The organism is Vibrio maerlii, assembly GCF_003415655.1.
In the GTDB taxonomy this organism is placed as follows: Bacteria; Pseudomonadota; Gammaproteobacteria; order Enterobacterales; family Vibrionaceae; genus Vibrio; species Vibrio maerlii.
Genome location: NZ_QRHC01000003.1, coordinates 615,104 through 628,094 on the forward strand (window position 1 = coordinate 615,104; position 12,991 = coordinate 628,094).

The window sequence follows — 12,991 nt, forward strand, 5'->3', positions numbered from 1 at the left end:
GGTGGTCAAATTGGGGCACTATTGATTTTCTAGATTTAAGAAATCAAAGTAGTTATTTAAGAATGCATCAAAGCTTAACTCATCGCTTGCTTCAATGTCAGCTTGTTCTTGGCGAGAACGGGCAACTTCTTGCTCCATCAGATCACTTGAATAGATCTGATATTGAGCCTGTTCGAAGGTCTGCTGATATTGAGCACCAAGCTCAACGCCGACTTTGCCCAATCCACCTAGCTCAAGTGTTTTTTCCAGAAGCTTGCCAGAGTTAGTAAGCTCAGGGTTATCAATCCACTCTGCAAGCTCACTGCATACATTTTGATACGGAGTACCGGCTAAAGGCGCATCCATCGCTTGCGCAATCTCATTAAGCTCAATAAATACGCGGTGTGCCCACTCTTGTAGAGACAGCTTCTCACCTTTACAGCCAATGGTTAGCTCTAAACCAGGCTTGCGGCCTTCTAGAATCACTCGATTCCAGTTTTCACGCCAGCACTCCAGCTCACAGTTATCCATCGGATCCGATTCACTCAGAGCCGACCAAACTAGGAATAGGTCAAGGAATCGTACTTGCTGCTCGCTAATACCAATTGGGCTAAATGGGTTCACATCAAGTGAACGCACTTCGATGTACTCCACGCCACCACGCTTAAGTGCACACGATGGTTTCTCTCCGCTTTGCGTCACACGCTTAGGACGAATTGGTGAGTAAAGCTCATTCTCAATCTGCAATACATTGCTATTAAGTTGACGATACTCACCCTCAACCTTAATGCCAATCTTAGCAAAGTCGTCTGAAGGGGTGTGAATCGCTTTATTCAGACCTTCTAGGTACTCATCAAGACTATTAAAGCCAATTCTCAACTCACTTTGTGCGCTGTTGGTGTAGCCCAAGTCACTCAAGCGTAATGAGGTTGCTTGTGGCAGGTACAATGTATGACCCAGTTCTTTGAACGGCAGTGCACTTTCTTTGCCTTGTAAGAAAGAAGAACACAACGCTGGAGAGGCACCAAAGAAATAAGGAATCAACCAGCCAAAGCGGTAGTAGTTACGAATTAACCCAAAGTAGGCGTCTGACTTGGTGTTTGCTCGCGCTTCTTCACCCTCTTCACCATGTAACGCATCCCAGAACTCTTCAGGGAAAGAGAAGTTGAAGTGAACACCAGAGATGATCTGCATCAGGCTGCCATAGCGACGCTTCAGCCCTTCACGGTAAAGGGTCTTCATTTTGCCGCTATTCGACGTACCATATTGAGCCAGCTTAATGTCTTCTTCATCGGCGACATAACATGGCATCGAAAGCGGCCACAGTTTCTCTTCACCCAACTTAGATTGAGTAAAGTGGTGTACATCTGAAAGCTGGGCAAGCAGTTCTGAAACCTCTGTTGAAACTGGAGTAATAAACTCAAGCAGAGACTCAGAAAAATCTGTGGTTACCCACTTATTCGTTAACGCTGAGCCCAGGGCTTCGGGGTGTGAGGTTACCGCTAGACGACCGTCTTCCTTGTAGCGCAGTGTTTCTCGTTCTACACCACGACCCAACTTGGTGAGAGCACCAGAATGGTTAGCAACTTTCTGAAGTCGCGTAGCAAAATTAGTCAAAATTAGAATCGCTTATTTTCTGTGTAAGCTAAAGCACAATAATAAGACACTTTTGTCACAATTGGGACTAGAGATCTTTAGCTCAGCTTATCTCGTGAAAGAAAAAGAGGCCGCAATTTCGGCCTCTCCTTGTTATGTGTGCGTTAACGTTCAATTTCAAGCTTTTGAATTGGAATATTCAAGCTTTCTAATTGAGGTTCTAATGATTTAGCATCCCCAACGACTATAATTTGGTAATCATCGGGGTTAAACCATTTCTCAGCAACCTGGTTTAACGTCTCTAAATCCATTTGTTCCAGAATACGAGCACGCTGTTGCAGGTAATCCTCATCTAGGTTGTAGGCGATGATGCCACCCAATAAGTTCGCCTTTTGCGAAGGTGTTTCGTACTTCAACGCATCTTTCTGCCCCATAGCGAGCTGCATAAAGCGCAACTCTTCTTCCGTCACGCCCTCTGCAGAGAACAGCGCCAATTCTTTTTGCAACTCTTTGATGGATTCAACCGTTGAGTCAGCTCGAACTTGCGCATAGAACACGCCCGCTCCCACTTCACGGTTACTCGCAAAGTAGCCGCCAGCACCGTAGGTATAGCCCTTATCTTCGCGCAGATTCTGATTGATACGGCTATTAAAGTTACCCGCTAGATTGAAGTTCGCTAACTGCATTAGGTAAAGCTCGCCCGTTGCATCAAAAGAGACACTGTTTCGCACCAAACGAACAATGCTTTGTGGTGCATTCGGCTTATCAATCAGGAAGATTGATTGGCCCTCTGGTTTCTTCACTAACTGTGGGCGAAGCATTGGAGCAATATCTCCTTCCCACTCTTGTATGAACTTAAGCTGCTTCTGCACTTCAGGTTTATTGATATCACCAACCACGACAATCTGCGCACCCTGTGGCGTGTAATGCGAACGATAGAAGGCCTTTACATCTTCTAAGTTAATCGTTGCAACCGAACGCTCTGTACCATCATCAGAGCGGGCATAAACGCTATTACCAAATAGCACCTGACGCGTTGCTTGAGATGCTAACCATTGTGGTCTCTGATGTTGATAAATTAATCCTTGGAGCGTCTGCTGCTTTAGACGCTCAAAATCTTGTTCATCAAATCTCGGCTCTAACAGAATCTCTTCTACGAGCGCTAACGTTTGTGGCAAATCCTTGGTTAATGACGAAATAGAAACCGTGGTTGTGTAATTCGAAGAACGAATACTCACAGCGCTTCCTAAACGGTCGAGTTCAGCTTCAATTTGCTCCGATGACTTGTTCACCGTCCCTTCGTTGAGCAGCGCTGCGGTCAATGATGCAAGCCCCTCTTTACCACGTGGCACATAGCGATCACCCGCTGGAAGGTCAATCTGAATCTGAACCGTAGGAACTTCCGAGGTATCTGTTCCTAGCAGTTCTGCTCCATTAGAGAAGTGAAGACGATAAAGCTTAGGAACTTCAGCTTTTACTGGTTCAGCAACCTCCGGCATGATCGAACGGTCAAAATTATCAACAGCCTTACGGTAAACCAATTCATCCTCTGTCACTTTTTTCGTTTCAGGCAGGTCTCTAGATTCAAACTTAAATGTCGCTTCTTGTGCGGCAAGATTAGTCTTACCTTTTGGTACAACACTTAATACCACCTTGTTATGACCATTGAGGTAAGTTTGATAAAGAGAGTTGACAGAGTTTGGGGTAACTTGACGAATCTGCTCTAATTGCGATTCAATACGATCCGGTTGGTTAAAGAAAGTCTCGTTTGATGCTAGCTGAGTCACCTTGCCGCGCACACTCTCAAGAGCAAAAACCGCATTGGCTTCTGCCATACCTGTAATTTGGTCTAAGCGATCCTGGGTTACTCCTGTTTGCTCAAAGCTTTCAAGCGAAACCTGTAAGGCATCATACAATGGGGTCAAATCGCCTTCATCACCTGCCTTACCCATAGCATAAACATACATGTTACAAGCCAGTTCACCACAGTCATGGAAAGCACCTGCATCCAGCGCAATCTGTGTTTTCACTAAGTCTTGGTAAAGAACGCTGTTCTTACCACCACCAAGTACGTTAGCTAACGCATTGAAGCTCGCCTGGTTCTCATCACCCAGATACGTCGTTGGCCAACCGATGACCACCATAGGTTGACGGATGTTATCTTCCAGCGTGACGTACTTGTCTTCATTCAATGTTGCCGGTTGCTTTGGAGCACTCTCTACTTCAGGGCCTTTTGGAATCGTTCCGAAGTACTTGTTCACCCATTCCAATGTTTCTTTGGTGTCGATATCACCACCGATCGTCAGTACCGCATTATTTGGGCCATACCAACGTAGGAAGAAGGATTTTAGGTCTTGCACATCAACACGGTCTAAGTCTTCAACATAACCAATAGGTTGCCATGAATATGGATGCCCCTCTGGATACATTGCCTGCCCCATGGTTTCCCACATCAGCCCGTATGGACGGTTTTCATAGTTTTGTGCACGCTCATTCTTCACCGTGTCACGTTGAATCTCGAACTTGCGCTGCGATACCGCATCGAGCAAAAAGCCCATACGATCCGCCTCAAGCCAAAGTACTTTCTCTAGCTGATTTGATGGCACGGTTTCAAAGTAGTTAGTGCGATCTCTGTTGGTGGTACCATTAAGCGTACCACCTGCTTCCGTGATCAGTTTGAAATGCTGCTGATCACCGACATTTTCGCTGCCCTGAAACATCATGTGCTCAAAAAAGTGTGCAAAACCAGACTTACCTATTTCTTCACGGGCAGAACCAACATGATAAGTAACATCAACATGCACCAATGGATCTGAGTCATCTGGAGAGAGCATCACAGTCAAGCCGTTATCCAGCTGATATTTCTCGTAAGGGATTGAGACTTTGTCCGCAGAGGCTTGTTGTGTCTCAAGTAGCGTAATGCCACTTGGTAGGTTAGAAGTTGAGGAAACGGGTGATGTGGTAGAAGATCCACAGGCGGTTAAAGCAAGTGCCACCAAGGCACTTAGCACTACTCTTCTCATAAATACTCCACAAATGAATAAGGCTCAGTAGGAGCTACTAAGCCAAAAATTAGGTTCTTTTTAGTTACTACAACTGACATTAAAGCAACCCAAAATAGAGGGCTGCGAGTAGGCTATAGCGCACCATTTTTCCAATGGCAATCATGATGAGCGAAGGAATAAATCGCATTCTTAGCCATCCAGCAGCTAGGCACAGAGGGTCACCGATAACAGGCAACCAGCTCATAAGTAACGCCCAGTAACCGTGGTTTTCTAACCACTTCATTGCTTTATGACCGTGTTTTTCTTGTTGAGTTCGATTTGGTAACCACAAGCCGAGCCAATAATTGGTTAATCCACCAAGCGTATTACCTACGGTAGCAACTGCGATGATTACCCAAACAGGGTCTTGAGCAAGAGATAGTGTTGCTATTAACCCAGCTTCTGATCCCCCTGGTAACAGGGTGGCACTAAGAAAGCCACTAAAAAACAGAACCCACAACGCTGAGTCTGAGAACCATAAAGCGAGCGTCTCAAACCCAGAATTAAACCACTCTAACATTGCATATCTAGCAAGACCTTACCCCGCGTTCGTCCTGTTTCTATTTGAAGATGCGCTTGAATCACTTGCTCAAGCGGGTAAATCTGTTGAATCTCAATCTTTAGTAATCCTACGCTCACCATATATAGGAGTGTTTCAAACAACTCAATATCAGGTTTAACCAACATTCCCTGAGCATCAAACCCCAATAACTTTGCCTTTTCACAAATCAACTCAGCAGTGACAGTTGGGATAGTCACAACGCGAGCTTCATCCTTTAGACACTTCAGAGCATCAAGAGCTGCATCACCACCGACAAGGTCAATCAATACATCGACCTCCTCTAGCCTTTCTGAGACCGGAGCGAACTGATAGTTAATTGCATGTGCCCCAAGGGTAGCAAGGTAATCAAGATTAGCTTCACTGCACGTGGTATAAACCTCTGCTTGAGTCGCAACAGCCAGTTGAACAGCAATATGACCAACACCACCCGCACCAGCAAGCACCAAGACGCGTTCACCTTCCTTGATTTGGGCAAGATTAACAGCTTGTGCTGCAGTTAAACCTGCTAGCGGTAGCGCAGCTGCTGCTTCCAATGTAATCGAATCAGGCACCAAGCTGAGCTCCGATTCTGGCACACATATATATTGACTATAAGCGCCACCACGGAGTGGGAAACCGATCATTCCTGCGACATTGTTACCGACCTGAAAGTGCTGAGTATTTTCGCCTAATGCAATTACTTGCCCTGCAATGTCGTAACCTTGGACCCAAGGTAAGTTGTCTTTATTGCTTTGCGCTGCCCATCCAAGCCCAGCACGCGTTTTTACATCAATGGGATTCACACCAGAAAAAGCAACCTTGATTACAACCTCACCTTCTTTAGGCTTAGGTACGGTAGAAGTAGTAATACTTAGTACGTTGGGTTCACCAAACTCAGTAATCGCGATCTGCTTATTTTCCATGCTGTGTTTATCCTTTTTGATTGCTAAAAAGAAAGGGATGCATTTGCATCCCTTTGACTATAAACCATTTAAATATCTGGTGTTAGATATAGCTCTGATTTTGACGGCTTACTGACCGAACATTTGCCTACAGAAGACGAAGCTCGTCCTTAGCCAACCAACGCTAATAGAATACCTGCAGCGACCGCTGAACCAAGTACACCCGCAACGTTTGGACCCATTGCATGCATTAACAAGAAGTTTTGTGGGTTAGCATCTAGTCCAACCTTATTCACAACTCGCGCCGCCATTGGTACAGCCGATACACCGGCGGCTCCAATAAGTGGGTTGATGTCTTCTTTGGAGAACTTATTTAGAACCTTCGCCATCAAAACACCACCGGCGGTACCAATACTAAATGCCACCGCACCAAGCGCCAAGATACCCAAAGTTTCTACGTTCAAGAACTCGTCCGCTTGCAGCTTAGAACCGACACCTAAACCTAGGAAGATCGTCACGATATTGATCAGCTCGTTTTGCGCAGTCTTAGATAAACGATCGACCACACCAGCTTCACGCATCAGGTTACCCAGACAGAACATACCTACAAGAGGCGTAGCCGATGGTAAGAACAGGATCGTCATCACCAATACAGCAAGTGGGAACAAGATCTTCTCACCTTTGCTTACATGACGAAGCTGCGCCATCTGGATCTTACGCTCTTCCGGAGTCGTAAATGCCTTCATGATTGGTGGTTGAATGATCGGTACCAACGCCATGTAGCTGTACGCTGCTACCGCAATCGCGCCCAAAAGATCTGGTGATAGCTGACTTGCTAGGAAGATGGCAGTAGGACCATCCGCACCACCAATGATCGCAATTGAGGCTGCGTCTGGCATGGTAAATTCCATGCCAGGTACGTAATTCAACAAGATCGCACCAAACAGGGTAGCGAAGATACCAAACTGGGCTGCGGCCCCCAACCACAAGGTTTTAGGGTTAGCGATCAAAGCACCGAAGTCTGTCATTGCACCTACCCCCATGAAGATCAACAAAGGGAAGATCCCGGAGTCGATACCCACGTAGTAGACGTAATAAAGCAAGCCACCTGGCTCTGTGAAGCCGGCATTCGGGATGTTCGCTAAGATAGCACCAAAGCCAATCGGCAATAACAGTAATGGTTCAAATCCTTTTTTGATCGCAAGAAATAGGAGCATACACCCAACGAGGATCATGCATAACTGACCAAACTCAAAGTTTGCGATCCCTGTTTCTGACCATAAGATCATTAATCCTTCCATGATTCTCCCTTACGCCAGACTTAGTAATGGAGAGCCAACGGTAACTGCGTCACCTTCTTTAACATGTAGGTCTTGTACTATGCCAGAGCGCGCTGCACGAACCTCTGTTTCCATCTTCATCGCTTCAAGAATCAACAGAACATCGCCTTCAGCCACTTCAACACCCGATTGAACATTCACTTTGAAGATGTTGCCAGCAAGCGGTGCTGGTACAGCCTCAGCTTCACTTGCCGCTGCAGGTGCAGCCTGAGCAACAGGTGCTGTAGCCGCTGCTGGAGCAACCGAAGTCAATTGACCTTGTGGGCCAACCTCTACATCGTAAACCTGGCCATCAACCTTAACGCTATAGCTTTCAACCGCACCCGCTTTCGCAGCAACCGGAGCTACAACTGGTGCTGCAGGCTCTTCTTTACCTGGCGCTGGCTCAAAGGCTTCAGGGTTGCGACGGTTCTTGAGGAATTTGAGACCGACCTGTGGGAACAAGGCGTAAGTAAGCACATCATCAACAGTATCTTCTGCTAATGAGATACCTTCTGATTTCGCTTTCTCTAGCAACTCAGTCGTTAGCTTATCCATCTCATTTTCGATCAGATCGGCAGGGCGACAGGTAATAGCTTCTGCGCCATCGAGCACTTTAGCTTGTAGCTCAGCATTGAGCTCTGCTGGCGCAGCACCATATTCGCCTTTAAGTACACCAGCGGTTTCCTTTGTCATACTCTTATAGCGTTCACCGGTAAGTACATTAATGACAGCTTGGGTGCCAACGATCTGCGAGGTTGGCGTAACAAGTGGGATATAACCAAGGTCTTTACGTACGCGAGGGATCTCTTCAAGCACTTCATCAATACGATCTGCCGCACCTTGCTCTTTAAGCTGACCTTCCATGTTCGTCAACATGCCACCAGGTACTTGAGCGGTAAGGATGCGTGCATCAATCCCTTTAAGTGCTCCCTCCCACTTCGCGTACTTCTTACGAACATCACGGAAGTAAGCGGCAATGGGTTCAATTTGATCAAGGTTCAGATTCGTATCACGCTCTGTGCCTTGAAGCATCGCAATCACGGTTTCAGTTGGGGTGTGACCGTAAGTACAGCTCATTGAGGAAATAGCGGTATCTAGGATATCAATACCCGCTTCGACCGCTTTCACTGCTGTTGCAGTTGATAGGCCTGTTGTCGCATGGCAATGTAGTGCCAGAGGGATATCTGTCGATGCTTTGATTCGTGTGATCAGCTCTTCTGCTTCGTATGGCTTAAGCAGGCCTGACATATCTTTAATACAAAGTGAGTGACAACCTAAATCTTCTAAACGCTTCGCAAGATCCACCCAAGTATCCGCATTGTGAACCGGGCTTGTTGTATAAGAAAGAGTACCTTGAGCGTGAGCACCAACGTCTACTGCTGCTTTCACCGCTTTCTCAAAGTTTCGTACATCGTTCATTGCATCGAAGATACGGAACACATCCATACCATTGGTATGTGCACGCTCAACAAATTTTTCTACCACATCATCGGCATAGTGGCGATAGCCCAACAGGTTCTGTCCACGCAGTAGCATCTGCATTGGTGTGTTTGGCATCGCTTTCTTAAGCTCACGCAGACGCTCCCACGGATCTTCACCCAAGAAACGAATACAAGAATCAAACGTTGCGCCACCCCAGGTTTCTAGCGACCAATAACCGACTTTATCCAACTCTGCGGCGATTGGTAGCATATCTTCAATACGCATACGGGTTGCAAATAGTGACTGATGTGCGTCACGAAGTACCACATCTGTGATAGCGAGTGGTTTAGACATGCTCATAACTCCTTTTAATCCTTTCGAGTGCTATTTTGCTTCTGAGGCTCGGTACTGATGTACCGCCGCAGAGATCGCTGCCACAACTTGTGGGCTCACAGCAGGTGAAGGTGATTGATTTTTTGTAATTGTTTTCGGTGCTGCGTTCAATTCTGGCACTTCTTGGGGTACCAATTTAGACATTAATCGAACGAGATATACGAGAATAGTTAAGAAGATGAAGACCACGGCCATCCCAGTAATCATGAGAGTAGCTGCATCTCCAAGCAGGCTTCCAATATTAGTCATGTTGCTTCCTTTCCTTGTCTTCCTGACAACATATCTATCCGCGCTAAGCGCTATTCATTGTCCATTTATCCAATAAATAGAATAGGCATTAGCAAATTAGATAATGGCTTAGGATTATCTCGATTGGTGAAATTTTGTCAATTTTGTTTAAAGGCTGACACCTCAATACGCACAATCTTGGTGAATATTGCCCCACAATTGCCATATAACTCTGTATAACAGCCTTGTATCAGAGCTTAAAGCTAGGCCATAGACTTAAAATAATGAAAAGGAAAGAAGAAAACTGAGATATGGTTAAAACTTCAACAATCGATATCTAAGATAGAAACGCATTTAGGTTCTATTTTTTGGTTATGTGAAGAAAAGCAGATACGAAAAAGCCTCGCAAAAGCGAGGCTTTTTGGAAAGTGGCGCGCTCTGGAGGATTCGAACCTCCGACCGCCTGGTTCGTAGCCAGGTACTCTATCCAGCTGAGCTAAGAGCGCACGGTATTTTCGATATTATCTTTCAACAACATCAGGCAGTAGCCTAAAAAGTGGCGCGCTCTGGAGGATTCGAACCTCCGACCGCCTGGTTCGTAGCCAGGTACTCTATCCAGCTGAGCTAAGAGCGCACGGTGTTTTCGATATTATCTTTCAATAATATCAGGCAGTAGCCTAAAAAGTGGCGCGCTCTGGAGGATTCGAACCTCCGACCGCCTGGTTCGTAGCCAGGTACTCTATCCAGCTGAGCTAAGAGCGCACGGTGTTTTCGATATTGTCTTTCAACAATATCAGGCAGTAGCCTAAAAAGTGGCGCGCTCTGGAGGATTCGAACCTCCGACCGCCTGGTTCGTAGCCAGGTACTCTATCCAGCTGAGCTAAGAGCGCACGGTGTTTTCGATATTGTCTTTCAACAACATCAGGCAGTAGCCTAAAAAGTGGCGCGCTCTGGAGGATTCGAACCTCCGACCGCCTGGTTCGTAGCCAGGTACTCTATCCAGCTGAGCTAAGAGCGCACGGTGTTTTCGATATTATCTTTCAATAATATCAGGCAGTAGCCTAAAAAGTGGCGCGCTCTGGAGGATTCGAACCTCCGACCGCCTGGTTCGTAGCCAGGTACTCTATCCAGCTGAGCTAAGAGCGCACGTTTATTTTCGATATCGGTCCTTATAATAAGACAACAATATCAGGACATAAAGCCCTCAATTCTTTTTCTAAAGAAAGAATGGCGCGCTCTGGAGGATTCGAACCTCCGACCGCCTGGTTCGTAGCCAGGTACTCTATCCAGCTGAGCTAAGAGCGCACGGTATAAATTCTTTAAGTTGTGAAACAAGTCACACTCAGTTTCATAAGAAACAAAAAAACGGCCATTGGCCGCGGCAATTAATGGCGGAGAGGGAGGGATTCGAACCCTCGATGCAGCTACAAACCACATACTCCCTTAGCAGGGGAGCGCCTTCGGCCACTCGGCCACCTCTCCGTATTAATTGTTTATCCTCAAATTTCAAAAGAAAAAAGAGAATATGGCGCGCTCTGGAGGATTCGAACCTCCGACCGCCTGGTTCGTAGCCAGGTACTCTATCCAGCTGAGCTAAGAGCGCACATTGTTGCCTGCTTGCTATTCAGACTAAGCAAGAAATGGCGGTGAGGGAGGGATTCGAACCCTCGATGCGGCTACAAACCACATACTCCCTTAGCAGGGGAGCGCCTTCGGCCTCTCGGCCACCTCACCGTCTTGCGGAGGCACATATTACGATTTACCGAAAATAAGTCAAACATTTTCTTGGCAATTTTCGCTAAAAAATGACTGATAGACTAGCAAATGAACAAACGACTACTTAAGTCGTAATAAATGAACATTATCTCAGCGATTATTCGCATTAATCGCCTCTAAAAGTCTTAGCAGGCATCCTAAACACTAGGTATAAAAAAACCGATGAGTATTCTCATCGGTTTATCTCAATCAATCAACAAGGTGAGCCTTGGCCGACTAATTAGTAATTTCCTGAAGCAACGTTACCGTTACCTTTCTCTGCTTGAATGCGCATGTAGATTTCTTCACGGTGTACAGATACTTCTTTCGGAGCGTTAACACCGATACGCACTTGGTTACCTTTAACACCTAGTACAGTTACAGTCACTTCATCACCGATCATTAGTGTTTCGCCAACACGGCGAGTCAAAATTAGCATTCTTAGCTCCTTGAGTAATTCTCTAAATTATTTTGCTGTCGAGCCATTATCCACTAAAAGTTATATTTTCGTAAACAGGCTGAACCAAAGTTTTTAACCGAAAACCTTTTGTTTTTCATCAGATAGCGTATCTGAGTCGGAAACAATGAATTTCTGATGAATCAAGTTCGCCGCACGTTGACTGTCTTCTTGAGTCACCAGGTAGCTCGCCGAGCATCCCTCTTTGAAAGTGTGAGACACAATACATCCGTTATTATCGAGATACTGTACGAGTTCTTCACTAACACGCTCAATGCATAAGCCAACACATGTTAGAACACTTACTGCCTCACTATTACGGATTTCGTCAGCAAAGACCATCTTTAATTTGGCAAAGGATTCTTCTTTAATCAAGATTGCGTGACGGCTAGCATCTTCAAGTGTGTTCCAGATATCAATACCAAGAAGTTTGCATTGTTGATGAACACGCTCAGCAGTATGGTTCTCAATATCAACCAAACGCATTGCTTGCTGGATTGCCAAGCCCGAAATCCCTTTATTAACATCCTCACCACGAATAATGGTCCCCTCTCCGTCCTTAAAAGAAGACAGTACGCGAAGCGGTACTTTATGTTTCCAAGCAAACTGCACACAAGGCAAGTGAAGAACCTTTGCACCTTTGCTTGCTAGGCGCTCCATGCTTGGGAAGTCGATACTATCAATCTTCTGCGCTAATGGGACAACGCGAGGGTCTGTTGTGTAAATGCCATCAACATCAGTAAATATCTGACATTCATCGGCAGACAATAAGCCTGCTAGTGTCACTGCTGTAGTGTCAGAGCCACCACGACCCAATGTCGTGATATCTCCATTCTCTGTCATCCCTTGAAACCCAGCGACGATGACAATGGTATCTTGGTCGAAGTAAGAAAAGAGTAGCTCGCGATCAACCGAACTAATTGTTGCGTCGTTATGACGCTGATTGGTGATGATTCTAGCTTGTGTACCTGTTAACGATACTGCTCGATAGCCTAACTTATTCAACTCCATGGAGAGAAGCGCCATAGACACCTGCTCACCTGATGAGAGCAGTACATCAAGCTCACGTGCATTAGGTACTGCATCAATTTGATTTGCTAGAGACATTAGACGGTTGGTTTCTCCAGACATTGCAGAAACAACAACCAACATTCGATTACCTTGCTCTTTGGTCTTTATAACCTGCTCAGCAACCGCTTGAATTCTTTCAATTGAACCAACAGAGGTTCCACCAAACTTTTGTACAATTAGGGGCTTGTTCACCAGCCTTCACCTTCCCGAGGTCATGCCTCATTAAACTGTTATGTATAAAACAAAAAATGCTGGCAACCTAAGCTGCCAGCATAACGATT

The 12,991-nt window shown here is 45.9% G+C and carries 9 protein-coding genes and 10 tRNA genes; all 19 read right to left on the reverse strand.

Annotation, left to right across the window (positions count from 1 at the left end):
- Positions 1 to 18 precede the first annotated feature (18 nt).
- The 19 genes from gshA to DPF91_RS07245 all read right to left on the reverse strand — a co-directional run bounded on the left by gshA (position 19) and on the right by DPF91_RS07245 (position 12,902).
- Positions 19 to 1,596 (reverse strand): glutamate--cysteine ligase, encoded by a 1,578-nt coding sequence (gene gshA, locus DPF91_RS07155; RefSeq protein ID WP_117233737.1) that lies wholly within the window; start codon positions 1,594 to 1,596, stop codon positions 19 to 21.
- Between the two features lie 143 nt (positions 1,597 to 1,739).
- A complete protein-coding gene (locus DPF91_RS07160) occupies positions 1,740 to 4,598 on the reverse strand; it encodes a M16 family metallopeptidase (protein ID WP_117233738.1) in 2,859 nt (952 codons plus the stop codon).
- A 79-nt stretch (positions 4,599 to 4,677) separates the two neighbouring features.
- On the reverse strand, positions 4,678 to 5,139 hold the full coding sequence (locus DPF91_RS07165; RefSeq protein WP_117233739.1) for a YqaA family protein: 462 nt from the start codon (positions 5,137 to 5,139) through the stop codon (positions 4,678 to 4,680).
- The gene (locus tag DPF91_RS07170; protein ID WP_117233740.1) at positions 5,133 to 6,083 is read right to left on the reverse strand and encodes an NADP-dependent oxidoreductase; all 951 of its coding nucleotides are present in this window, start codon (positions 6,081 to 6,083) and stop codon (positions 5,133 to 5,135) included. The genes DPF91_RS07165 and DPF91_RS07170 overlap by 7 nt, the downstream gene beginning before the upstream one ends.
- Before the next feature lie 149 nt (positions 6,084 to 6,232).
- Positions 6,233 to 7,363, reverse strand: coding sequence for a sodium ion-translocating decarboxylase subunit beta (locus DPF91_RS07175; RefSeq protein ID WP_117233741.1), 1,131 nt, complete (start codon positions 7,361 to 7,363; stop codon positions 6,233 to 6,235).
- 9 nt (positions 7,364 to 7,372) lie between these two features.
- Entirely contained in the window at positions 7,373 to 9,160 is a 1,788-nt protein-coding gene (gene oadA, locus DPF91_RS07180) for a sodium-extruding oxaloacetate decarboxylase subunit alpha (protein ID WP_117233742.1), read from the reverse strand.
- Between the two features lie 30 nt (positions 9,161 to 9,190).
- The gene (locus DPF91_RS07185; protein ID WP_117233743.1) at positions 9,191 to 9,448 is read right to left on the reverse strand and encodes an oxaloacetate decarboxylase subunit gamma; all 258 of its coding nucleotides are present in this window, start codon (positions 9,446 to 9,448) and stop codon (positions 9,191 to 9,193) included.
- Between the two features lie 408 nt (positions 9,449 to 9,856).
- Positions 9,857 to 9,933, reverse strand: a tRNA-Arg gene (locus DPF91_RS07190).
- A gap of 51 nt (positions 9,934 to 9,984) precedes the next feature.
- Positions 9,985 to 10,061 (reverse strand) — tRNA-Arg (locus DPF91_RS07195).
- Positions 10,062 to 10,112: 51 nt separating this feature from the next.
- Positions 10,113 to 10,189 (reverse strand) — tRNA-Arg (locus DPF91_RS07200).
- A 51-nt stretch (positions 10,190 to 10,240) separates the two neighbouring features.
- Positions 10,241 to 10,317, reverse strand: a tRNA-Arg gene (locus DPF91_RS07205).
- A 51-nt stretch (positions 10,318 to 10,368) separates the two neighbouring features.
- A tRNA-Arg gene (locus tag DPF91_RS07210) sits at positions 10,369 to 10,445 on the reverse strand.
- Between the two features lie 51 nt (positions 10,446 to 10,496).
- Positions 10,497 to 10,573: transfer RNA gene (locus DPF91_RS07215), tRNA-Arg, on the reverse strand.
- Between the two features lie 82 nt (positions 10,574 to 10,655).
- A tRNA-Arg gene (locus DPF91_RS07220) sits at positions 10,656 to 10,732 on the reverse strand.
- A gap of 84 nt (positions 10,733 to 10,816) precedes the next feature.
- Positions 10,817 to 10,909, reverse strand: a tRNA-Ser gene (locus DPF91_RS07225).
- A 44-nt stretch (positions 10,910 to 10,953) separates the two neighbouring features.
- Positions 10,954 to 11,030, reverse strand: a tRNA-Arg gene (locus DPF91_RS07230).
- A gap of 38 nt (positions 11,031 to 11,068) precedes the next feature.
- A tRNA-Ser gene (locus DPF91_RS07235) sits at positions 11,069 to 11,161 on the reverse strand.
- Positions 11,162 to 11,423: 262 nt separating this feature from the next.
- Positions 11,424 to 11,621, reverse strand: coding sequence for a carbon storage regulator CsrA (gene csrA, locus DPF91_RS07240; RefSeq protein ID WP_004415691.1), 198 nt, complete (start codon positions 11,619 to 11,621; stop codon positions 11,424 to 11,426).
- A 93-nt stretch (positions 11,622 to 11,714) separates the two neighbouring features.
- Positions 11,715 to 12,902: an aspartate kinase gene (locus DPF91_RS07245; protein WP_117233744.1), complete on the reverse strand. Its 1,188-nt coding sequence runs from the start codon at positions 12,900 to 12,902 to the stop codon at positions 11,715 to 11,717.
- Between the last annotated feature and the right edge of the window lie 89 nt (positions 12,903 to 12,991).